General features: G+C 73.1%; 23 protein-coding genes. 13 read left to right on the top strand and 10 right to left on the bottom strand.

From position 1 onward, the window contains the following. Window positions 1-27: 27 nt before the first annotated feature. Complete coding sequence (locus E4099_RS03115) at window positions 28-1,917, bottom strand: hypothetical protein (RefSeq protein ID WP_245244556.1); 1,890 nt, start codon at window positions 1,915-1,917, stop codon at window positions 28-30. A 368-nt stretch (window positions 1,918-2,285) separates the two neighbouring features. Here E4099_RS03115 and E4099_RS03110 point away from each other — a divergent pair, with 368 nt between their 5' ends. Beyond that, window positions 2,286-2,672 (top strand): hypothetical protein, encoded by a 387-nt coding sequence (locus E4099_RS03110; RefSeq protein WP_245244555.1) that lies wholly within the window; start codon window positions 2,286-2,288, stop codon window positions 2,670-2,672. A gap of 177 nt (window positions 2,673-2,849) precedes the next feature. Here the strand turns inward: E4099_RS03110 and E4099_RS03105 are convergent, their stop codons facing one another. Next, window positions 2,850-5,003 (bottom strand): hypothetical protein, encoded by a 2,154-nt coding sequence (locus E4099_RS03105; RefSeq protein WP_135337344.1) that lies wholly within the window; start codon window positions 5,001-5,003, stop codon window positions 2,850-2,852. A gap of 503 nt (window positions 5,004-5,506) precedes the next feature. Here E4099_RS03105 and E4099_RS03100 point away from each other — a divergent pair. Then, window positions 5,507-6,493 (top strand): iron-containing redox enzyme family protein, encoded by a 987-nt coding sequence (locus E4099_RS03100; RefSeq protein WP_135337343.1) that lies wholly within the window; start codon window positions 5,507-5,509, stop codon window positions 6,491-6,493. On the opposite strand, the gene E4099_RS35010 is transcribed toward E4099_RS03100, so the two are convergent. Beyond that, a complete protein-coding gene (locus E4099_RS35010) occupies window positions 6,464-6,937 on the bottom strand; it encodes a CDGSH iron-sulfur domain-containing protein (protein ID WP_342451901.1) in 474 nt (157 codons plus the stop codon). The genes E4099_RS03100 and E4099_RS35010 overlap by 30 nt on opposite strands. After that, window positions 6,918-7,574, bottom strand: a complete 657-nt coding sequence (locus tag E4099_RS03090) for a HemK2/MTQ2 family protein methyltransferase (RefSeq protein ID WP_135337342.1) — start codon at window positions 7,572-7,574, stop codon at window positions 6,918-6,920. Before E4099_RS03090 ends, E4099_RS35010 begins: the two co-directional genes overlap by 20 nt. A 197-nt stretch (window positions 7,575-7,771) precedes the next feature. Between E4099_RS03090 and E4099_RS33940 the strand changes: the two genes are divergently transcribed. From E4099_RS33940 to E4099_RS03055, 8 genes are all read left to right on the top strand, one after another. Continuing rightward, complete coding sequence (locus tag E4099_RS33940; RefSeq protein ID WP_245244554.1) at window positions 7,772-8,239, top strand: hypothetical protein; 468 nt, start codon at window positions 7,772-7,774, stop codon at window positions 8,237-8,239. Then, window positions 8,236-8,532 carry a monovalent cation/H+ antiporter complex subunit F gene (locus E4099_RS03085; protein WP_245244552.1) on the top strand — a complete coding sequence of 99 codons (297 nt, stop codon included), beginning with the start codon at window positions 8,236-8,238 and terminating at the stop codon, window positions 8,530-8,532. The genes E4099_RS33940 and E4099_RS03085 overlap by 4 nt, the downstream gene beginning before the upstream one ends. A 46-nt stretch (window positions 8,533-8,578) precedes the next feature. Beyond that, a complete protein-coding gene (locus E4099_RS03080; protein WP_135337340.1) occupies window positions 8,579-8,878 on the top strand; it encodes a cation:proton antiporter in 300 nt (99 codons plus the stop codon). Continuing rightward, on the top strand, window positions 8,875-9,159 hold the full coding sequence (locus tag E4099_RS03075) for a Na(+)/H(+) antiporter subunit B (RefSeq protein WP_135337339.1): 285 nt from the start codon (window positions 8,875-8,877) through the stop codon (window positions 9,157-9,159). The genes E4099_RS03080 and E4099_RS03075 overlap by 4 nt, the downstream gene beginning before the upstream one ends. Next, on the top strand, window positions 9,156-9,908 hold the full coding sequence (locus E4099_RS03070) for an MnhB domain-containing protein (protein ID WP_135337338.1): 753 nt from the start codon (window positions 9,156-9,158) through the stop codon (window positions 9,906-9,908). The genes E4099_RS03075 and E4099_RS03070 overlap by 4 nt, the downstream gene beginning before the upstream one ends. Then, on the top strand, window positions 9,908-10,255 hold the full coding sequence (locus E4099_RS03065; RefSeq protein ID WP_135337337.1) for a sodium:proton antiporter: 348 nt from the start codon (window positions 9,908-9,910) through the stop codon (window positions 10,253-10,255). Before E4099_RS03070 ends, E4099_RS03065 begins: the two co-directional genes overlap by 1 nt. 2 nt (window positions 10,256-10,257) lie before the next feature. After that, window positions 10,258-12,072 (top strand): complex I subunit 5 family protein, encoded by a 1,815-nt coding sequence (locus E4099_RS03060; protein WP_135337336.1) that lies wholly within the window; start codon window positions 10,258-10,260, stop codon window positions 12,070-12,072. A gap of 405 nt (window positions 12,073-12,477) precedes the next feature. After that, complete coding sequence (locus E4099_RS03055; protein WP_135337335.1) at window positions 12,478-14,001, top strand: chitinase; 1,524 nt, start codon at window positions 12,478-12,480, stop codon at window positions 13,999-14,001. 119 nt (window positions 14,002-14,120) lie between these two features. Here the strand turns inward: E4099_RS03055 and E4099_RS03050 are convergent, their stop codons facing one another. From E4099_RS03050 to E4099_RS03035, 4 genes are all read right to left on the bottom strand, one after another. Then, window positions 14,121-14,531 (bottom strand): roadblock/LC7 domain-containing protein, encoded by a 411-nt coding sequence (locus E4099_RS03050; RefSeq protein ID WP_135337334.1) that lies wholly within the window; start codon window positions 14,529-14,531, stop codon window positions 14,121-14,123. Between the two features lie 754 nt (window positions 14,532-15,285). Further along, the gene (locus E4099_RS03045; protein ID WP_135337333.1) at window positions 15,286-16,188 is read right to left on the bottom strand and encodes an aldo/keto reductase; all 903 of its coding nucleotides are present in this window, start codon (window positions 16,186-16,188) and stop codon (window positions 15,286-15,288) included. 109 nt (window positions 16,189-16,297) lie between these two features. Continuing rightward, on the bottom strand, window positions 16,298-17,056 hold the full coding sequence (locus E4099_RS03040; RefSeq protein ID WP_135337332.1) for an SDR family NAD(P)-dependent oxidoreductase: 759 nt from the start codon (window positions 17,054-17,056) through the stop codon (window positions 16,298-16,300). 44 nt (window positions 17,057-17,100) lie between these two features. Next, window positions 17,101-17,835, bottom strand: a complete 735-nt coding sequence (locus tag E4099_RS03035) for an SDR family oxidoreductase (RefSeq protein WP_135337331.1) — start codon at window positions 17,833-17,835, stop codon at window positions 17,101-17,103. Between the two features lie 202 nt (window positions 17,836-18,037). Between E4099_RS03035 and E4099_RS03030 the strand changes: the two genes are divergently transcribed. After that, window positions 18,038-18,844 carry a helix-turn-helix transcriptional regulator gene (locus E4099_RS03030; protein WP_135337330.1) on the top strand — a complete coding sequence of 269 codons (807 nt, stop codon included), beginning with the start codon at window positions 18,038-18,040 and terminating at the stop codon, window positions 18,842-18,844. 108 nt (window positions 18,845-18,952) lie between these two features. Here E4099_RS03030 and E4099_RS03025 read toward each other — a convergent pair whose 3' ends face one another. Both E4099_RS03025 and E4099_RS03020 read right to left on the bottom strand, forming a co-directional pair. Next, window positions 18,953-19,180 carry a hypothetical protein gene (locus tag E4099_RS03025; RefSeq protein ID WP_135337329.1) on the bottom strand — a complete coding sequence of 76 codons (228 nt, stop codon included), beginning with the start codon at window positions 19,178-19,180 and terminating at the stop codon, window positions 18,953-18,955. 346 nt (window positions 19,181-19,526) lie between these two features. Further along, window positions 19,527-20,285, bottom strand: a complete 759-nt coding sequence (locus E4099_RS03020) for an alpha/beta fold hydrolase (protein ID WP_135337328.1) — start codon at window positions 20,283-20,285, stop codon at window positions 19,527-19,529. A gap of 143 nt (window positions 20,286-20,428) precedes the next feature. Between E4099_RS03020 and E4099_RS03015 the strand changes: the two genes are divergently transcribed. After that, window positions 20,429-20,965: a PadR family transcriptional regulator gene (locus E4099_RS03015; RefSeq protein WP_135337327.1), complete on the top strand. Its 537-nt coding sequence runs from the start codon at window positions 20,429-20,431 to the stop codon at window positions 20,963-20,965. Between the two features lie 169 nt (window positions 20,966-21,134). Continuing rightward, a complete protein-coding gene (locus tag E4099_RS03010; RefSeq protein WP_245244550.1) occupies window positions 21,135-21,947 on the top strand; it encodes a hypothetical protein in 813 nt (270 codons plus the stop codon). Window positions 21,948-22,143: the final 196 nt, after the last annotated feature.

Genomic DNA, 22,143 nt, shown 5'->3' with positions numbered 1-22,143 from the left:
GGGGTCTCCTCGTACCGGGACGGTGGGTCATATGAGCGGGGCGGCGAAGGCCAGGCGGCAGTCGGGGCCCTCCAGCCGCCACGGCGGGGCGAGTGCCCTGGCCACGTCCGCCGCCGAGTCGGTGCCGGGTCGGAAGGCGCCGTCGGCGGAGAGGGCCGCCCACGCCGCGTCGGCGTAGCGCCGGGCCGCGGCGCCCGGGTGGTCGTAGGGCAGCGGACCGGTGACCGGGTCCGCTCTGGTCATCACCTGTACGCCGGCGGCGCGCAGCCGGTCGAGCGCCGGCTGCCAGTCCACCCCGAGCGGACAGGCCGGGACGATGCCGCGCTGCTCGGGGAGTCCCGGCGGCCTGCGCGCGACGATCAGCACCACGCGCCGTACGTCCTCGGCGCCGGTGGCACCGGCGGCACCGGTGACGAGCTGCACCAGCGCCTTGAGCGCGTCCTCCAGCGAGGAGGCCATGTCCTGGGTGCGCTGTGCGGGCCGCCAGCCGGCCAGTGCGGCGAGCGTGGTGTGCGGGGGGCCGGCCGGCACCGGCGCCTGCAGCAGGGTGCGCCGGGAGGTGTAGAGGTTCTCGTGGACCGCGTGGTCGTAGTGGCCGACCGCGCCGGCGCGGAAGGCGGCACCGGATCCGTCCTGCCGGGCCAGTGCGGTGATCAGGTCGCGGACGAAGGCCAGCCGCTCCTCGGTCTCCGCCTGCTGCGCGCCGCTGAGTTCGACGGTGCACAGGAGCTCCAGCCGGGGCGGGCGGATGACGCGGCGGGGCAGTCGGCGGACCAGGCCGGGCACGTCGACGGCGGACCGCCGCCCCTGCGTTCCCGGGGCGCCGGCGGCGGGTGCGACCAGGTCGACCTCGCCGGGCCCGCGCAGCACGAAGCGCAACCGGGCCTGTTCCAGCGGTCCCACGGTGACCTGGTGGACGGCCAGCGGAACGGCGCCGGTGCCGTCGGCGGCGGGCGCGCCGGCCAGCACGGGCAGCAGCAGCGGCGCCGGGGGGCCGACTCCGCCGTGCACGACGACCTCCGCGGTCGCCGTCTCCCCGGGGGCGAGCCGGGAACCGGCGGGGAAGAGCACATGGCTGTGCGGGCGCACGGCACCGGTCAGCCGGTCGGCTCGGGCCAGCAGCAGCGTGTGGTCGGCCAGCAGCGGCGCGGTGCGCAGTACCTCCCCCACCGCATCGGGGGTCGGACCGTCCGCGGCGACCGCGTGGCCCCTGCGCAGCTCGGCCCGGAGGGGATAGGCGCCGCGCACGATGGCCGCGGCGCGCTCCAGCAGGACCCATCCGCCGCGGGGGGTCAGCAGCACCAGGGAGCGTTCGCGGGAGGGCGGGATGTACGCCCTGAGCCAGCGCCGGACGGTGGCGTCGAATTCCGTGCGCCCGACGGGCGGCAGCGTGCCGATACCGCCCGCGAGTTGAAAGCGGCGGATATCCTCGCGGGCGTCGAGCGCCGGCGCCAGGGAACGCCATTCGGTGCTTCCCCCGTCGGTGTGGCGCGGTATTCCCCCCTCGCCCACCGAAACCTTGATCACCTGCACGCCCTCAGGCGTGAATTCGATGAACAGCAATTCCTCGACATGGCGGCCGAGCAGCTCGTCGAGAATGTCCCGACACCCTGCCGCGCCTGCTTCTGGCATATTCCCGGGAGAATCCTCCGGGGGCGACGGCACCTTCTCCCCCGGCCTGGGCGGCCCCCCGCGGAGTACGTCCGCGACCGGTCCGCCGCCACCGCCGTCGCGGACGTCGGCGCCCCGCACCGCGAGCGCCGCCGCCCGTACGTCCCAGGCGTGTTCGGCCGCCCGCAGCGCCGAGGCCGCCCGGCGCACGTCCTCCTCGGTCAGGTCGCCCAGAACCGGATCATCGTGGAGCAGCCATGCGCAGACCGCGCAGAACTCGGTGCCCTGCTCGGGATTTCCGCACACCGGGCACGCTTGATCAATATGGGATCCTCCCATCCGGCGACTCCCCCGATGCGATCTGTCGATCACCGATGTCGACATGCCGTCTCGCCTCTCGGGCCGCGCACTTGATCACCACGACACACTCGACCGCCGACCGGAAGTGCTCGTACCCGAGTGCATCATGATGGCACAACAGGACGTAGGACGATCCCTTTATCCGAGAATCTTGAAATGATCATTTAGCCACCCCGAAGCCGAACTCCGAGGTAGCTTCCAGGCGATTCCCTGGTGGTCGATCTCCGGCCTACCGCGCACGGCACTCACCGCCACCCCGGAGAACCTCGGCACCACTGGTGGGCGCGGGAGAGGGGCCATGCGACGATCGTGGTGTGGAGACACCTGGTCCCTTGTTCCGTCAGCGTCTGCTGATCGAATCGCTGGCCGTGTTGGCAGCTGATGCCCAAACCCAGGCCGCCTGGCTGGACAGCCATGGCGTGATGGCGGACGAGATCGCTTTGGACTTCGATCATGCCTTTCGCATGGCCGACGCCCTGGTGGCCGAAGGCCGGCTCTCCGGCGGAGTGATGGCCGCCCTGGGGAAGATCGACGCGATCCTCAGCGGGATGAGCGACGACGAGATCACCGATCGGTGGACAACGGACGCCCTGTCCACCGACGCGGGGTGGGCCCAGACTCGGTGCTTGGCACGCCGAGTTCTTGCTGCGGAAATGGGTGGATGGCGGCAACCGCTCCCGAGGATCACGGTTGTCCGGTGACAGCCTTCGCCGACCCCGATGGCCAGGTCATCCGGGTGTCCCCCTCGATGAGGTCCGCTTGGCCCGGCGGATCTGCCGCATGTCGTCGGCCACCGCGCTGGCCGGCGAGGCTGGTGGGATGGTCCTCAAGGTGCCGCCGAGGCCTTGGCTGGACGAACGGTGGCCGGCGCTTGGCCGTCACGAGGTGAGCGCCGCGAAGAGGTCGGGAATCAATGCCGCGTTGGGGTGGCTCAGCGGCACGGTCAGTACCGGTTTTTCGCTGCCCCTCTGATAGACGCAGATCATGCCGCCGTTGAGCTGTGAGCTGTGGAGGGACCCCCAGGGCAGCGCGAGCCGTGGCTTCGCGCACGCGATGCCTGCCTGGTCCACCTTGACGCCGCCGCCGACGGTCACGGTCTCACCTCGGCGGACCCGCGCGACCGACTCCGCCAGCAACCGGGGCTCCACGTACTGCCTGACCAGGTTCACCAGGAACGCCCACTCCTCCGGCTGCTCGGCTCGGCGGCCCGTCCGGTAGAAGCCCACCCGGACCGAGGGCCCGCCGTGGTACGGGTATCTGCCCACGACGAAGTCCCATGTGCTGTCGTGGGTCGTCGGGTACAGGAAGCGCTTGGTGGCGGTGTGGGTCGCCGCGTAACCGACCCACTCCACCTGGTCGAGCGCGATCGATTTCTTTCCGTAGGTGATCTCATGGGGGTCGGCGTAGAGACGCTTCCGCCCGATCCGCGTATCGAGCACGGGAACCGGTCCAGGCTGCGCCGGCCGCTCGGGCGGTATCGCCGTCCGGTCCTGCCGGGGGCTGGAGGGCCGCCCCGCCGCCCCGGTGCTGGCCTGCGGTGCCGTGGGGGTGGTCGCGCGGCCGGGCCGGCCGGCGCCCGCGGCGTACGCGGACAGCCATGCCGGTGTGTGGGTGCGCGGGTAGGCGGCCAGGTCGTTGCGGTAGTGCTCCGGGGCCAGCAGATCCTCCTCGGGGAAGGGCTGGTCGCCGTAGTCGTAGTCGGTGGTCATCCGGGCGCCCGTTCCCGGGCTGTGGCTGACGGTGAGCAGCAGGCGCCACCACGGCCCGGCCGGCATGCGCGCGGCGAGGTGCCGCTGCCGGCGGACCAGCACGGCTGTCCGCTCGGGTACCCGGGCCTCGGTGCTCCGTTTCCCGGACCGGAACCGCAGCCGGGTGACCTCGCCGGAGACCGTGCAGGAGAAGACGGCGGTGAAGTGGTCCCATCCCGGCGGGCCGAGCAGCGCCAGTTGCTGGGCGATCGGGCCGACCAGCCGGGACGCCCTGGTCGCGATCACCTCCTGGGAGGGACCGTCCACGGTGAACGAGCCGATGCCCGCGGAGCGGCCGGACGCGGAGTCGAGCCGCATGACCTCGCCCCTGAGATCGGCCATGAAGCGTTCCTCGGCGAGCTGCCGGCGGACGTAGGCCTCCTCGGCGGTGAACAACGCCTCCGCCTGTTGCGGCGGGATCGCACTCGAGATCTCCTTGACCCGCCCGGCGTCGCTGACGAGGAACACCGATCGGCCCACCGGTATGTCCAGGAATGCCATCGGGTCGCTGTCGTCGACGTCCACCGGGGCGTATACGCTCCAGCCCGCCGCGAAGCGATCCGCCGTCAGACCCTGTGTCGGGTGGTCCAGGTCGCGTGAGCGAACCTCTGCCACCACCAGTGAGATCGCCTGTGGCGCCGCCATCCGCCCGTCCTCGGGCGCCGGGACGTCGTCGAGGGGGTGGTGGCCGGCCGGCGATCGGCCTCGGTAGTGCTGCGTGAGGTCGAACCAGAGGCACATCTCCTCGGCGGTGTCCACGTCGACATCGGCCGCGATCACCGACCAGGAGCCGCCGGCGTCCCGCCCGTAGAGCGTGACCACGTCGCTGTCGTCCCGGCCGGCTATGACGTAGTCCGACCCGTGGCGACCGCCGAGCTCGGCGGCCTCGGTGGGGGTGGGCGCCGTGGGGCTGACGCGCTCTCCGAACGGCTCGCCGTCCACCCCGACGGCGGTCAGCAGATAGCCGCTGTCCGGGGCGGGGGCGTACTCGAAGCCCACCTGGGCTTCGTCGTCCCAGTCCGGCCCCGGCCGGCACCGGGCATCGTGCTGCCGGCGTATCTCCACGACGACAGCGGCGGGCGCATCGGCGACGAGGACCGACCAGGTGCCGGTGGTGTCTCTCCCGTAGAGGGTGATGTCGTGGCCGTGGCGGACCGACACATAGTTCATCCGATGGCTGTCGCCGAGCTGGGCGGCTTCGCCCAGGGTGGGCGCGGTGGCGACGACGCGTTCCCCGAGCCGTTTACCACCGGCGTCGGTGGCAGCCATCACATAGCCGGTCATCAGTCCTGCTCCAGTCCGTGCCGAGGGTGGGGTGCAGGTCGCCCGCGCACCGGTGACTGACGATGCCGGCTCACCGACAGCCGCAGCCCACATGGCGCTTCACCGATGCAACACCCTGTCACAGTCGGGGAGTTGGCGGTAACGAGCTGGGCCGACGGGTTCTGTGAAGGCTGGGCCGGGGATGCCGCGGCAGCTCGGGTGGTGAGGACGGCCTGCGGTACGTCCCGATGTCTCGGCTGCCGGCGAGAACCGGCCCGCGCCCATGGGACCGCGTGCCATGCGGCCGTCGTGACCCGAGCCGTCGAGCCGACGGCTTGGAACTCCGCACGGAACGCGCTGGTGAGGAAGGTGTCGCGGATCCGCCGCGGTGTTCGCCTTGCCACCCATCCGGCCGCGGCCTGTGGCAGGCGCCGGCCGCTGGGCGGGGCGATCGGCCTGGACGGCCCGGGCCGGGCGGGCGGTGTCGGCGTGCGGGCCCTGGCGAGGGGTGGTAAGCAGGAGGGATGAGACGCCCGCGTCCGCGCGGCGAGCTGTCCGCCGCCCTCTTGGACCTGCTCGACGGACCGCCCGGTGACCGGGCTCCGCCCGCCGGATCGGCGGTCGCCGGCGCCGATCCGTACGGGGATGACCTCCAGCTCGCCCTCTGCCTCTGCTACGAGTTGCACTATCAGGGCCTGCACGGCGTCGCTGACGAGTGGGAGTGGGACCCGGACCTGCTGCGCTTCCGCGCCGCGCTGGAGCGGCTCTTCCTGGAGCGGCTGCGTGCGGACGTCCCGGACGGTGACGATGTGGACGCCGCCCTCCGGGAGGTGCTGGTCGAGCCCGCGGGCGGTACCGGCGTGTCGTCGTTCCTCCGCGACGAGGGTGAGCTGTGGCAGCTGCGCGAGTACGCCGCCCACCGCTCGCTCTACCAGCTCAAGGAGGCCGACCCGCACGTCTGGGCCGTGCCGCGGCTGACCGGGCGGGCCAAGGCGTCCCTGGTCGCCGTGGAGTACGACGAGTTCGGCGCCGGGCGGGCCGACCGGGTGCACGCGCGGCTGTTCGCCGACCTGATGCGGGACCTCGGGCTCGACGACACCCACGGGTACTACCTCGACGACCTCCCCGCGCCCACCCTCGCCACGGTCAACGTCATGTCCCTGCTGGGACTGCACCGTGCGCTGCGCGGCGGTCTCGTGGGCCACTTCGCCGTGGTGGAGGCCACCTCGCCACCCGCCTCCCGGCGGCTGGTCCAGGCGATGGAACGGCTGGGCGCCGGGCCGGCCGCGGTGCGGTTCTACGCCGAGCACGTGGAGGCCGACGCCGTCCACGAGCAACTCGTGCGCCATGACGTCATCGGCGACCTGCTCCGCCGCGAGCCCCGGCTGGCCGCGGACGTGGCCTTCGGCGTCCGCGTCACCCGGTTCCTGGAGGACCGCTTCGCCCGGTGCCTGCTCGACGCCTGGCGCTCGGGCCGCACGTCACTGCGCGCGCCGCTCCCCGGCTCCTGAGGCGGGTCGGCGCCGGTCCCGGTGGCTGGTGTCGCACCAGGGCTGGATGTGGCTGCGCCGGCAGGTGCACAGCGCCACCATCGGCCGGTCGGAGCGGAGGATGGTGCCGTCCTCCATGACGACCTCGACCGGTCCCTCGATCAGCACGGGCCCGCCGGGTTCCTGCCACACGCGCCGCGCGGGCCGCCTCCGGTCGCCTTCCCCCCGGTCCTGCGGGGCCTCACGGTCGCACGGAACCTCGCAGCCGTGCGGAGCCTCGTTGTCGTACGGGGCCTCGCAGTCGTGCGGGGTCTCGCAGTCGTGCGGGGTCTCACAGTCGTGCGGGGTCTCGCAGTCGTGCGGGGTCTCACAGCCGTGCGGGGCCTTGCGGTCGTACGAAGCCTCGCGGACGTACGGGACCTCACGGTCGTACGGGGCCTCACGCTCACGCGGGGCGTCGGCCACGGATCACCACCAGTTCGTCCGTCTCCTGGTCCGGCCCGGCAAGCCCCTGCGCCCGCAGCCAGCCGCCGCGCGAGCGGAGGACCGGCCCGAACGGCACCCGGTGCCGTTCGGCGACTTCCGAGGCCAGCCCGGCCTGCCGCAGGCGCTCGAGCGTCATCTCCGTCCCGCACAGTTCGGAGTGCACCACCAGCAGCACACCCCCTGGCCGCATCAGGGGCATGACCCCCGCACAGAGCCGGTCCACCAGCTCGCGGCCCCTCCGTCCGCCTTCCCAGGCGCGTCCGCGCCCGCGTGTCGGCACCTTCTCGCCGAGCGAGGGCACATAGGGCGGGTTGGCCACGATCAGGTCGAACCGCTGCCCCTCCACCGGGGCCAGCAGGTCCCCGCGGAGCACCCGGACACGCCGCCGGGACAGTGCGGCGTTCAGCCGGGCGGTGAGCACGGCGGCCCAGGCGATGTCGACGGCGACGACTCGCTCCGCCCCGCGCCGTGCGGCGGCGAGGGCCAGCGCCCCCGAGCCGGTACCGACGTCCAGGACGTGTGCGCCGGTCAGCGTCCCCTCCCCGCGCAGCGCCCGCTCCAGCAGGGCCGTGTCCTCCTGCGGCGGGTACACCCGGGGAAGTGTCAGCAGCCCCATCCGCCACGGGGTACCCCTCGCGGCGCCGGCGAAACCGGATCGGGGACCGCCCGCCGACGCCGGCGGGCGGAGGGGCCCGCGAAGACCCGGCGCCTGCGGGACCGCTCGGCCGTGGTGCTGCGCCTAGCGGGTGATACCCGGGCACGCCACCCGGCATCAGGCGTCGCCGGGCCCCGCGGGGTCGAACAATGGCCTGGGTGACGGGAGGTCTGGTGCGCGCTGCGGCGGAGATCACGGTGTGGGGCGCCGTGCTGTTCGGGCTGGCGGTGGTGTCGATCAGCGCGGTCTCGCCCGTCGAGCTGGCGGTGGCCGGCGCCGCCGCCTCGGGCGGGGCGGTCGCGGCCCGGCGGATGCGCCGGGCCGCCGGCGCGGAGGTGACGGGCGTCCGCGGCGCCGCGCGGGCCGTGCCGGCACTGCCCCGTGCGGTCCTGCGCGGCCTGGCCGCCCTGGTGGTCGCCGTCGTCGCCCGCCCCACCGGGGCGACGGTGCGGAGCGTCCGTCTGAAACCGGAGGCCCACGCGGGATGGGCCGCGGCGCTCCTCGCCGCGTCCCCGGACACCTGCGTGATCGACGTCCCGCGCGAGGACACGGCGGTGGTGCATGCCCTGCGTCCGGAGGCGGGACCCCTCGAAGAGGTCGTCTCCCAGGCGGGCGGGTCGCGGTGAATGCCTGGGCCGCGGCCGCCCTGGCCTTGCTGGCCGTCCCGGTACCCGCCTGCCTGTGGGTGGTGGGGCACGGCACCGCCGTGCGACGGCTCGCCGGAGCCTCGCTGCTGTCGACCGTCGTCGGCGCGGTCTTCCTGCTGCTGCCCCAGGCCTACGGCCGGCCCTCCTACCAGGACCTCGCGCTGATACTGGCCGTCCTGGCCCCCGCCGGCACCCTCGTCTTCACCCGCTTCCTGGCCGGAGGGCACCGTGGACGGCGGCCGACCGGCGGCGCTCCCGGTGCGCCGACGTGATCGGCGCCTGGTCCGGGCACGGCCGGCGGCGGGATCGGGGGGTCGGATGACGGCGCGTCACCTGGTGGTACTCGTCATGCTGTGGGCCGGGACCGGGTGCCTGCTGCTCTCCGCGCTCGCCATCCTGCGGCTCCGCGGCACGCTGATGCGCCTGCACGCCCTGGCTCCCGCCTCCGTCCTCGGGGTGCCGCTGATCGCCGTGGCCGTGGCCGTCGACCAAGGGGGGAGCCGGGCGGCGGTCAAGACGCTGGTCATCGGCCTGCTCTTCGCCGCCGGGAGCACGGTCACGACGATCGCCGTCGGCCGCGCCTCCCACCAGGCCGAGGCGGAAGGCGGGAGACCGTGAACGAGTGGCTGATCGGCGCTGCCCTGGCGTTCGTCGTGCTGTCCGCCACCGCGGCCGTGCTCACCCGTGACCCGGCCCGCCAGGCCGTCGTCCTGTCCGCGCTCGGTCTGGGCCTGGCCGTGCTGTTCGCGGTGCTCCAGGCCCCCGATGTGGCCCTGTCCCAGCTGGCGGTGGGCAGCGCGCTGACCCCGCTGCTGATCCTCCTCAGCGTCCGCAAGGTCAGCCGCAGGCCCTCCGGTACCGATCACCGCGAGAGCGGCGGCGGCAAGGAGGAGGGATGACGGCACGCACCCGGCTGATCATGTTCCTGGCCGCGGCCGCGGTGATCGCCGGCTTCTTCGCCGCCGCCTGCTCGCGGCTGCCGCCCTTCGGGACACCTGACCACCCGTACGCCGCCCGAGCGGTGGCGGCGGCCCTCGCCCACCGCACCGCCAACACCGTCGCCTCCGTCAACTTCGACATCCGGGCCTTCGACACCCTCGGCGAGGAGTCCATCCTCTTCGGCACCGTCCTCGGCGCCACCCTGCTGCTGCGCCGGGCCCGGGACGAGCGCCACCGGCGGGCCGAGGCCGAGCGCGTCATGCCCACCACCCGCCTGTTCGGCACACTGCTGCTCCCGGTCACCCTGGTCGTGGGGGTGTACATCGTCGCGCACGGCCAGCTCAGCCCCGGCGGCGGCTTCCAGGGCGGCGTCGTCCTGGCCACCGCCCTGCACCTGGCCTATGTCGCCGCCGACTACCGCGCCCTGAAGCGACTGCGCCCGCTGACCTTCCTGGACGTCGCGGACTCGCTCGCCGCCGCCTCCTTCACCCTGGTGGGGCTGGCCGGCCTGGTCGCCGGTGGCGCGTTCCTGGAGAACGTACTGCCGCTGGGCACCTTCAACCAGATCACCTCCGGAGGCACCGTCCCGGTCCTCAACGCGGCGGTCGGCATCGAGGTCGCCTCCGGCCTCATCGCCCTGCTCGCCCACTTCCTCGACCAGGCCGTCGAACTCACCGATCCCGACCAGCACGAGACCGGAGGGGACTGATGGGGATCTGGCCCTACCTCGCCGCCGGCTGGGTCCTGCTCGTCGCCCTCTACGGCCTGGTCACCAGCCACAACCTCATCCATGCCATCGGCTGTCTGGCCGTCGCCCAGTCCTCGACCTATCTGCTGCTCCTCGCCGTCGGCTACCGCCGGGGCGGCACCGCCCCCGTCTACTCCGACCTGACCCCCGGCACCCGCCCCGTGGTCGATCCCGTCGTCCAGGCCCTGGCCCTGACCGATGTGGTCGTCGGCGCCACCGTCACCGCGCTGCTGCTCGCCCTCACCATCCAGCTGCGCAAACGCCACCACACCGTCGACCCGCAGGCTCTCACCGGCCTCAAGGGCTGACCGTGGGCCCGGCCGCGCTGCTGCCCCTGGCCGTGGCCATTCCCCTGCTCGGCTCCGCCCTGCTCGCCGTCACCGGCCGGCTGCTGTCCCGGGTCGGCTGCGACATCGTGGCCACCGCCGCCGCGACCGCCGAGGTGGTCTGCCTGGCCTTGCTGTGGACGCGCGGCGGCCACCTCGCCACGGCGGAGCTGGGTGGCTGGCCGGCCCGGGTCGGCATCGTGCTCGCGGCCGACCCGATCGGCGCCGGCCTGGCGCTGCTGGTCGCCGTCCTGGTGCTCGCGGTGGTGGTGTACTCCTGGCGGTACTTCGACGAACCGCGGGGGCAGCACGCCGGCGTCTTCCCCGCCCTCATCCTGCTGTTCGAGGCGGGGATGGCGGGCTTCGCGCTCACCGGGGACCTGTTCAACGCCTTCGTCTTCTTCGAGCTCATGGGCGCGGCGGCCTACGCCCTGACCGGCTACCGCATCGAAGACCCCCGGCCCCTGCAAGGGGCGCTGGCCTTCGGCGTCGTCACCTCCTTCGCCGCCTACTGCTCCCTGCTCGGCATCGGCCTGCTGTACGCCCGTACCGGCGAACTCAACCTCGCCCGCCTCGGGCGCGGCCTGGCCGGACACCCCACCGATCTGCTGACCGTGGTCGGGTTCGTGCTGATCGCCACCGCTCTGCTGGTGAAGGCCGCCGCCGTGCCGTTCCACTTCTGGCTGCCCGACGCGCACGCGGTCGCCCCGACGCCCGTGTGCATGCTGATGTCCGGCGCCATGGTCGAACTCGGTGCGTACGGCATCGGTCGCGTGTACTGGACCGTCTTCTCGGGGCCCGGCGGCATCCCGCACGGCGCGTTCCGCACCACCTTCGTGACGCTGGGGGTGCTGACGGCTCTGGTGGGCGCGGTGATGTGCTGGCAGCAGCGGCACCTCAAGCGCCTGCTGGCGTTCTCCACCGTCAGCCATGTCGGCCTGTTCCTCATCGGTGTCGCCCTGCTCACCCCCGACGGTGCCACCGGAACGGCGCTCTACGTCGCCGCGCACGGCTGTGTGAAAGCGGCTCTGTTCGCCCTGAGCGGGGTGCTGCTGGATCGCTACGGCTCTGTCGACGAGCACGGTCTGCACGGCAGGGCTCGTGCCCTTCGCCCCGTGGGCCTGCTGTTCGCGGCCGGCGCTCTGGCGCTGACCGGACTGCCGCCGTTCGGCACCGGGCTGGGCAAGGCCCTCAGCGAGGACGCCGCCGGCCACTGGCAGCCGTGGCTGCCCGCCATGTTCGTCGCCGCCTCCGCCGTCACCGGCGCCGCGGTGCTCCGTGCGGGCCTGCGGATCTTCTGGGGCCTGGGCCCGGTGCCGCGCGGCCGGCCGGGCGAGGAGGAGACCTCGGGCGAGGGCGAGGAGCCCGAGATCCGCTCCCCGCGGCGCACCCTGCCGCCCACCATGGTCCTCGTTCCCGCGGTCCTGCTGGCGCTGGCCCTCGCGCTGGGCTGCCTGCCCGCGGTCGCCGGTGCTCTGGCGCGGGGGGCGGCCGCCTTCACCGACCCGGCCTCCTACCGGGCCGCCGTGATCACCGGGCGGAGCGCCTCGTCAGGTGCGCACGAGCCGGCCGCCGGGTGGACCACCGCGGGGGTGCTCCTCGGCCTGCTGTCCGCGGGCCTGGCCACGGCACTCGCCGCCACCGCGGTCCGGTACGGGTCCCAGCCGCCGCGGTGGCACCCGGCCGCCCGCGCGGTCCGGACGCTGCGCCGCCTGCACTCCGGCCACCTCGGCGACTATCTGGCCTGGCTGGCACTCGGCGTCGCGGTGCTGTGCGCCATGCTGGCCGCCCAGACCTGACCCGCGGGGGCGCGGACCGGGGCCGCCACCTGACGGTCCGTTCGCCGGGCGTAGGGCCTGGGCGCCGCGTCGCCGCGCCGGGTCGCAGGGCGCGCCGGCACCGGGCCGCGCCCCGGTCGGGTTTCGACGGCGGCGCGGGCCCCGCGGCGGTCGGCGCCGGCTGTTCGAACACGCCGTGTGCGGTTCGGTGTCGGCAAGGGGGTGGCCGGCCGGCGCCTGCGAGCGTTCGGCCAGCTGACCGCGGCGGCCGGCCCGGCCGGAGGGCACCCCGCACCCCCGAATTGGTCCAGTCCTATTTTGGTTCAGACCATTGACATGTTTCTGACCGCAGGGCTATCCCAGAAAGCCCCGGTGCCGCCGCCCCACGGGAGCGTGCGGCCACTCCCCCTCACCGGTTGGACTGACATGAGACGCATGCGTTCCCTCCGCACGGTCCTCACCGCGGCCGCCACCACCCTGGCCGCGGCCGGCCTGGCCCTGGCGGGCGGCGGCACCGCCCGGGCGGCCACCCCCCTGCCGGCCCACGTCTTCGCCCCGTACTTCGAGGCGTGGACCGGCGAGAGCCCCGCCGCCCTCGCCGCCCAGTCCGGCAACACGTACCTGACCATGGCGTTCATCCAGACCGAGGCCGCCGGCTCCTGCACGCCGTACTGGAACGGCGACACCGCCATGCCCATCTCCTCGGCCTCCTTCGGCAGCGACATCGCCACCCTCCAGGCGAACGGCGGCGACGCCATCCCCTCCTTCGGCGGCTACACCGCGGACACCACCGGCACCGAGATCGCCGACAGCTGCACCGATGTGCAGAAGATCGCCGCGGCGTACGAGAAGGTCATCACGGTGTACGGGGTCTCCCGGCTCGACATGGACATCGAGGCCGACTCGCTGGACGACTCGGCCGCCATCGACCGCCGCAACAAGGCCATCAAACTGGTCCAGGACTGGGCGGCGCAGAACGGGCGCCCGCTGGAGGTCTCCTACACGCTGCCGACCACGACCCACGGTCCGACCGGCAGCGGGCTCGCCGTGCTGAAGAACGCGGTACGCAACGGGGCACGGGTCGACGTGGTGAACATCATGACGTTCGACTACTACGACAACGCCACGCACCACATGGCCGACGACACCGAGACCGCGGCGCAGGGGCTGCACGACCAACTGGCCGCCATCTACCCGGACAAGACCTCAGACCAGCTCTGGGGCATGATCGGGGTCACCGAGATGCCGGGGGTGGACGACTTCGGCCCGGCCGAGACCTTCACCCTGGCCGACGCCCGCCAGGTCTACGACTGGGCGGTCGACAAGGGCATCGGCACCCTGTCGATGTGGGCGCTCCAGCGGGACAACGGCGGCTGCCCCGGCGGCCCGGCGGCGGACGACTGCTCCGGGATCCAGCAGAACACCTGGGACTTCAGCCGTATCTTCGCCCCGTTCACCAGCGGGAGCACCCATCCGGCCGACGACTTCTCGGTGACGGCCACTCCCGCCACCGGTTCGGTGGCCCCCGGAGGCACGGCCACCACCACCGTCAAGACCGCGGTGACGGCCGGTCAGGCACAGCCGGTGGACCTCGAGGTCAGCGGCGCCCCCCAGGGCGCCACCACCACCCTCAGCCCCGCCACGGTGACCGCCGGCGGGTCCTCGACCCTGACCGTGGCCACCACCGCGGCGACGACCCCGGGCACCTACACCCTCACCGTCACCGGCACGGGTTCCTCCGGGAGGCACACCGCCTCCTACACCCTGACCGTCACCGGCGGGAACGGCGGCCAGTGCACGGCCGCCCCCTGGTCCGCCGGCGCGGTCTACACCGGGGGCCAGCAGGTCTCCCACCAGGGCCACGCCTGGAAGGCCAAGTGGTGGACGACAGGCGAGGAGCCCGGCACCACCGGCGAGTGGGGCGTCTGGCAGGACCTGGGCGCCTGCTGACAGGGGCCGCGGTTCCGCGGTGGTGTCCGGCGGTCGAGCCGTCGGACACCACCGCGTTCCCCGTGGCGGCCGCCCCTCCGGGGCCGGGCCTGCCGTGGTTCACTTCCCGCCCGGGCGGCTCACGGGTGACTGGTGGCGCTGCCCCGTTGGCGCGCCTCGACGCCCAGGTGCTCGCCGACCCGGTTGACCATCAGCGCCATCTCGTAGGCGATCTGCCCGACATCGCTGTCCGGGCCGCTGAGGACGCACAGACAGCTCCCGTCGCCCGCGGCCGTCACGAAGAGGACGCCCTCCTCGTACTCCACCATGGTCTGACGCACCTCGCCGGTCCGGAAGTGGTGTCCTGAGCCCTTGGCCAGGCTGTGCAGGCCGGACGAGACGGCGGCAAGGTGCTCGGCGTCCTGCCGGGCGAGCGTGGAGCTCGCCGCGGTCACCAGGCCGTCGCTGGACAGTACGAGCGCGTGCCGTATGTGCTCTATCCGCTCGACCAGATCATCGAGCAGCCAGTCGAGCCCCTGGTCCTGTGCCATCGTGTCCTCCCCGTCCCGACTTCCCCGTAATGCCGTGCCAGCCTTTCTCACCCGGGCTTTCAGGGCAAGCCGACCGACCCTTCGGCACGTGAACGGGGGTGGCTTGGCACAGGATGGAGACATCGCTACAGGGTGGGCCGGATTCCGTGGCCCGCCGCGCCCCCGGCGGGGAGGGCGCACCGCGGATGCCGGCGCGGTTCCCGCCGACCGGGGATGACCTGGTGGGCAACGCCGCGAAGAGGTAAAGGAGTTGGCCCGGCAAGGCGATCCGCACCGGTGGGGACGGGGCGCGGTGCACCGAGGACGGGCCGCCGGTCGCCGTCGAATCTCCTGGCGGGCGGGCGCGCGGAGCCGAGCGGCGGCGCCGAGCGGTCGCGGTTTCGGACCACCCGGATCGCCGACCGCCGCGGTGCCGGGTCCGGGGCGAAGGGGCTTGGGCACACGGTGGCGTGCGTGACGAAATCGCAGGTCAGGTAGGGAAATCGGCGGGGCTTTCGGAGATACCGAGATCTGCGGCCTGACGGCTGGTCAGGGCTGCGGTGCCGGTTTCCCGCAACCGCCGCCATTCGGCCGAAATGGATCGCTCCGTGGCGATGGATCATGTACGCGATGACCGTCCGCGCCGCACCGCCGGCGTCCGGCGGGCGTCCTTCCCTCCGGATGGTGCAGGTGGACTCCACCGTGCGACCAGGCTATGGCCATGCTGAACCAGTCGGTAAGAAGGGAGGTGGGCTCGGGCAGGGGCTGCCCCTTCTCAGTGTTCTTCGGGGACGAGTGCTGTGATGGCGTCGACCTCGTCGGCGTCGAGGTGGATGTGTCCGGCGTCGAGGTTCTGTGCCAGGTGCCGGATGCTGGTGGTGCCGGGAATAAGCAGGGTCCGGGGGCCCAGGTGCAGCTGCCACGCGAGGGCGATCTGCCGCGGCGTGGCCTCGTGGGCGGCGGCGATCGGGGCGATGACCGCGTGGAAGACGTCGCCTTCGCCTTCTTCGGGGATGTCGCCTGGGTGCCAGGGCGAGAACACGACCCCGGCCTCTTCCGCTGCTCGCCGTACGGCCGTGTTCTCCCGGACCATCACGTTGTGCTGCACGGTGACGGCCGCGATGTCAGTGATGGTCAAGGCAGTGCGGAGCTGGTCGGCGTTGATGTTGGACAGGCCGATATGCCGGATGAGGCCGCTGCGCCGCATGTCGGCGAGTGTGCCGACGATGTCCTCGAAGGGTACGTCGGTCATGGCCGACGTGTGGAGGTAGTAGAGGTCGAGGTGGTCCAGGCCCAGCCGTCGTGCGCTCATGTGGGCGGCCTGTCGCAGGTAGTTGCGATTGCCGACCGCGCCCAGGTCGCCGTAGGCGGGGCCGCCGCGTACGAAGCCGCCTTTGGTAGCGATCACCAGGTCGTCCGGGTAGGGGTGGAGGGCTTGATGGATCAGTTCCTCGTTGGCGTGGGGGCCGTAGACGTCGGCGGTGTCGATGAGGTTCACGCCCCGCTCGACGGCGGCGCGCAGAACGCCCACGGCACGGGCGCGGTCGGGGTAGTCGCCCCAGACCCTCGGCCCGGTCAGTCGCATCGCGCCGTAGCCGATGCGGCGGACGGTGAGGTCCCCGCCGATGGTGACGGTCCCGGCTGCCGGCGTGGTGGGTTCCTGGGGCTTGGTGGTCATGCCGTTCTCCTGCGGTCGCTTCGTTCGGTGGCTGGGTCGGCGGCGGGCGGGAGCACCAGCCGGCTGGGGCCGGGTCCCGTCCGCTGCCGGGCGATGGGAGGGTGTGCGGTCAGGGGACGGTGTAGCCGCCGTCGACCGGGACGACCGCGCCGGTGACGAAGCTCGACCGCTCAGAGCTGAGCCAGACCACGGCGTCGGCGACCTCCGCGGCCCGGGCGATCCGACCTAGTGGATGCGAGGCGACGATCGACTTCATAGGCCCTGTGTCCGGGTCCATGGCCGCGATCATCGGGGTCTCGACCAGCCCGGGCGCCACCGCGTTGACGCGGATGCCGTGCGGGGCGGCCTCCAGTGCCGTGCTCTTGGTCATGGAGATCACGGCCGCCTTGGTGGCTGTGTAGCCCGAGAAGCCGGTGACCCCGACCAGGCCGGCACCGGAGGCCATGTTCACGATGACGCCGGATCCCTGAGCGACCATGTGCTTCAGCTCGTGCTTCATCGACAGGAACACGCCGCGGGTGTTGGTGGCGAGCATCCGGTCGAGCATGTCGGCGTCGTACTCCCAGGTGTACTGGAACTCTCCGTCGTAGCCGGCGTTGTTGAGCGCGATGTCGAGCCGGCCGGTGCCTTCGACCGCCGCCGCGACGGCCCGCTCCACGGCGTCCTCCCGTGAGACGTCGGCCAGGACGTACCGAGCGGTGCCGCCGGCGGCCTCGATGCGGCGCACGGTCTCTTTCAGGGACTCCTCGGTGCGGCCGGCGACGGTCACCAAGGCGCCCTCGGCCGCGAGCGCCAGCGCGCTGGCCCGGCCGATCCCGCTGCCCCCGCCGGTGATCAGTGCCGTCTTCCCCGCGAACTGCTTCGTCATGGTCCTTCTTCCCCTCTCGTGTACTGCTGCGGTGGCGGGTGGGGTCAGCCCTGGAGCGAGGCGGTGGAGCGGACGATGAGCTCGTTCACGTCGACGCCCTCGGGCTGGTCGACCGCGTAGCCGATGGCCTCCGCGATGGCCGAGGCGTCGAGACCGACCACGCTGAGCGCGCCGCGGACCGCGTCCTGGAGCTGGTCCGTGCCACCGGAGTAGGTGAGCTCGGTGCGGGTGAGGCCGGGGCAGACGACGGTGACGCGGATGTCGGAGGTCTCCTGGCGCAGCCCTTCGGACACTGCGCGCACGGCGTACTTCGTCGCGGAGTACACGACGCCGGTGGGGTCGACCCGGTTGGCGGCGGTGGAGGCGACGTTGATGATCTGCCCGGAGTGACGCTCGCGCATCGACGGCAGGACGGCCGCGATGCCGTGCAGCACGCCCCGCAGGTTCACGTCGATCATCCGGTTCCACTCGTCGACCCGGAGCTCCTCGATCATGGACAGCGGCATGATGCCCGCGTTGTTGACCAGGACGTCGAGCCGGCCGAGCCGGGCGAGGACGTCGTCGACGACACCGCGCACACTGTCAAGGTCGGTGACGTCCAGCTCCGCGTACTCCGCCTCGTACCCGGCCTCCTTCAGCTCGGCCGTCAGCCGGGCGAGGCGGTCCACGCGGCGGGCGCCGAGAACGACGTGGTGCCCGGACTCGGCCAACCGGCGGGCGGTGGCCTCGCCGATACCGCTGGAGGCGCCGGTAATCAGAACGATCTTGGACGTGCTCATGGCTCGTTCCCTTCGGGGTTCCGGAAGAGGTGGGTGTCGGTCGCGACATATCCAGACCACCACCGCCGCGACGGTGGCGGCAGACGGGAACCGAACCCTCGGCACCGCGTACGGGGGGTACGGCATACCCCCCTCTGGACCCCCGGGACGGAGGGGTGCGGCCTGCCCCGCCGGGCAGGTGAGTCGGCTAGTCTCGCCAGCTATGACCGACAGTGACCTGCGGGACTTCCTGCGCTCCCGTCGCGCCCGCGTCAGCCCCGAGGCCGCGGGCCTGCCCCGCCCGCCCGGGGTTCGTCGCGTCCCCGGACTGCGCCGCGAAGAGGTCGCCCAGCTCGCCGGCGTCAGCGTCGACTACTACGTACGCCTCGAACGCGGCCGCAACCCGCACGCCTCCCCCGCCGTCCTGGACGCCGTGGCCCGCGCCCTGAAACTGGATGCCGCCGAACGCGACCACCTCTTCGCCCTCGCCAAGCCCGCCCGACCGCAGCCCCACAACGCACCCGAGGCGGTACGCCCCGGCCTGCTCCACGCCCTGGACAACATCACCAACATCCCCGCGCTGGTCCTCGACCACCGCCTCGACGTCCTGGCCATGAACCGCCTCGCCCGCGCCTTCTACCCGACCTTCGACGACGCCCCGGCCGGCGAATGGAACATGGCCCGCTTCATGTTCCTCGACCCCGCCGCCCGCGAGCTCTACGCAGACTGGAGCGAGACCGCCCGCGAGAACGTCGGCATGCTGCGCCTCTACGCCGGCCGCAACCCGCAGGACGAACGCCTCGCCCGCATCGTCGACGACCTCACCGCCAACCCCGACTTCCGGCGCCTGTGGGACGACCAGGACGTGTACCGGCCCACCTACGGCACCAAGCTCTACCACCACCCGATCGCCGGCGACCTCACCCTCGGCTTCGAGGCGTTCACACCCGCCGGATCCCCGCGCCAGACCCTCGGCCTGTACCCCGTGGAACCCGGATCGTCCTCCGAAGCCGCGCTCCGCACGCTCTGACCCCAGGCGCCCGCGGTACGTCCCGCATGTGACGTACCCAAGGTGACCGAGAGCCCGGTCCGGCTGAAAGCGACCGGCTGGACCGGCACGTGCCGGTAGACACGCGAGTCAGGCGTTGAGGATGAACCAGAGGCGGTCCATCGTCCACCACCGATTCCACAAGCGCAGATGCACGTCTTCGCCGTCGTGTTCGGGTGCCATGGCCAATTCCGGGTCGGCGCGGGGTGTGATCAGGCGACAGTCGCCTTGCCTTTCTATCCGCCAGACCGGCCGCTGGTCGATCTCCGGGAGGTACAGCCTCTTGTTGAGCTGGACCAGGCCGCCTTCGGTGCCCAAGTACCTCTGGGCAGGGAGTTGGTGATGCGGTAGCAGCCATCGGGCGTCCGGAGGAACTTCCAGGTGTGTGCTTCATCACGGCCGGCGTCTGATGCCAGTGGTGGACGGGCCGGTAAGCGGGTAGGCGCGCGTTCCCAGGCCGGGCAGGACCGGGCCGGGGAGCGTTGGCCTTTGCCACGGCCAGGTTTCGCACCCGTGCCCGATACGGTGCCAGAGAAACACGGCAGCGGCAGAAGCGGGGTGGAGCGTGACGGCTGACTGATCGCTTCGGAATGCCGTCCTGCGGAGACGCTGGCGGCCCTTGGGACAATCCCTTCAGCCACGGGCTTGGGTGCGGCCGGGCCGGTCAGGGCTGGGCGGCGATCGCTTCCGCGTAGCGGTCCGGGTTGTCGAACATCACGTTGTGCCCGGCGCCCGGCACGGTGACCACCCGCACCCCCGCCTCCTCCAGCTCCGCCCGACCGGCGGGCGGCCCGCTGAGTTCTCCTTGGACGAAGGTGCGCGGCATCGGGAGGGCGAGGAGCATCTGCCGCATGGTCGGCCGGGTGCCCGCGCGCAGGTTGCGGGCCGAGCGGTGCAGGGCGGCGGGGTCGGCGAGCCGCATGGTGGCCCGCCAGACCGGCCCCACCCGCTCCAGGGTCTCGGCCCAGCCCCCACCGTGCGCGAACTCCTCCTCGGTGTAGCCGGCGATGCCGCTGCTGCCGGCGGTGGCCGGCGGGTCGGGGTCGAGGTTGGCCTCGGTGAGCAGCAGGCGGGATACCAGGTCGGGGCGGTGGTGGGCGAGCACGATGGCCACCGCGCCGCCCATGCTGTGCCCCACGATCTCCGCGCCGCGGGCCCCGGCCGCCTCCAGCACCCGGGCCAGGGCTCCGGCGTGCTCCTCGAGGGTGTAGCCGAAGTCCCGGGGGCGGTCGCTGAGCCCGTGTCCGGGCAGGTCGACGAAGAGCGACCGCCGTCCGGTCAGCCGGGGGTCGGCGGCGATGTGCGCGTGGTAGGGCGCGCTGGAGCTGCCCAGCCCGTGCACATAGACCCGGGCCGGTCCCTCCCCCGCCGCCTCGGTCCAGCAGACGAGATCCCCGTTGTCGGTGAACTCGGTGTGTCGCATGTCCCCTCCTGCTGTCCGCGGGCCGTAACGGCCTCCGCCGTCCTCGCGGTGATGGCGGCGCCGGTCGCGCCGCGCTCAGACAATACATCGGTGCCGATGTATTGCAAGTGCGAGGTACAGCGCCACTGAGGCACAATGTGGGCATGCTGGAACTCGCCGTCCTCGGCTTCCTCTACGACCTCCCGCTGCACGGCTATGAGCTGCGCAAGCGCATCTCGGCGCTGACCGGGCACATCAAGCCGGTGGCGGAGAGCACCCTCTACCCCGCCATCAAGCGCCTGGAGAAGGGTGGGCTGCTGGCCCGCGAGACGCAGCCGGGAAGCGGCGCCGCCCCTCGGCATGTGCTGACGCTGACCCCGGCCGGCCGCGCGGAGCTGCGCCGTCGGCTCGCCGAGCCCGCGGAGGGGGAGATCAGCGACGAGAACCGCTGGTTCACCCTGCTGGCGTTCTTGCGGCACCTGGAGGACCCGCGGGCGCAGGCGGCCGTCCTCCAGCGCCGTCTGGACTTCCTGAGCCGGCCCACCAGCTTCTTCTACGAGGGCGACCGGCCGCTGCGCGCCGAGGAGGTCGAGGATCCCTTCCGGAACGGCATCCTCACCATCGCCCGCGCCACCAGCCGGGCCGAACTCGCCTGGCTGCGGCGGACCCTGGCGTCACTGCACGCCGCGGCCGGGGACTGACGGCCGCGCGGCGGCCCGCCGTACCGGGCCGCCCGGCAGGGCGAGGAGGGCTCGCGGACCCCCGCCGGGCACGGATTTCGTTGCGGTGCCACCTCTCGACGCCAAGGCTACCGGCGGGTTAAGTTGCGCCCGCGCCGGTGAAGGCGGAACGCCGAACGAGGAGGCTGCCGTGGCCGCGACGGTGGGAGACGCTCCGACGGGGCCGGAGGGCGAGCCCGGTGACGAACCGCTGTACGTGCTGACGGCGGTCCTGCTGACGCCGGCGCGGTTCCCCAGCGTGCTCGGCGACGACTTCCCCCAGGCCTGCGCGGCCCTGGGGCTGGCCCCTCATGACGCGGGGTACGGCCTGGTCCTGGGCCAGGACGGGGCCGGCGCGCGCTGGACGGTGGTGACCGCCGACGTGTCGCTGGTGGCCTGCGCCATCGCCACCTGGGACTGCGGCATGGAGTACGAACTGACCCTGGACGACCGGTCGGTGACCGCCTCGCTGCCCGGCTGGCCGCTCGCGGTCGCGGTGGCCGTGCCCGGCATCCCCGCGCCGCACGACCCGCCCCCGGGCGCCGACGGAGCCCGGCCGCCGCTCACCCCGGCGGACGCCGAGCGGTGGGGCCCGGCGCAGCGGCGGCTGGGGGCGGACGAGATCGCCTTGCAGTGGGCGTCCTGGCGGGAGCAGATCAGCGACGAGGACACCTTCGTCCCCGCCGGGCGGCAGCCGCACCAGGGGGTGCGCCGGGTGCTGGAGGAGGCGCGGGGCTACACCAGGACACCGCCCCCGGCGGGCCGGGTCCGGTCCGCCTTCGCCCCCGGCCAGGCGCGTACGCTGCGCGCCGACGGGCCCGGCTGGAGTCTGGTCGCGCGCACCGACGACATCGCCTTCGTGCTGCTGGACGAGGCCCCCGGGGAGGTGCTTCCGGTCGGCCGGGGGCCGGAGCTGCCCGCGCTGCTGAGCGCCCTGGACGAGCTGGCGGTCCGCCCGGGCTGACCCACCGCCCCAGGAGGCCGGCGGCCTCCGTGCGGGAGGCGGGCTCAGCCTGGCGCTCCTACGATGGGCCACACCGGACGGGGTGCGGGGGTGTGCGCCCCACCCATGGCCCGACGGGCGACCGCGACCGCAGGATGGGGCGCTGTCCGCAGCCCCCCGCACCCGGAGGACGCCCATGCCCGGCTCCCGTTCCCCC

The sequence above is a fragment of the Streptomyces palmae genome (genome assembly GCF_004684805.1).
In the GTDB taxonomy this organism is placed as follows: domain Bacteria; phylum Actinomycetota; class Actinomycetes; order Streptomycetales; family Streptomycetaceae; genus Streptomyces; species Streptomyces palmae.
This window is presented reverse-complemented; position numbering and strand designations above follow the sequence as displayed.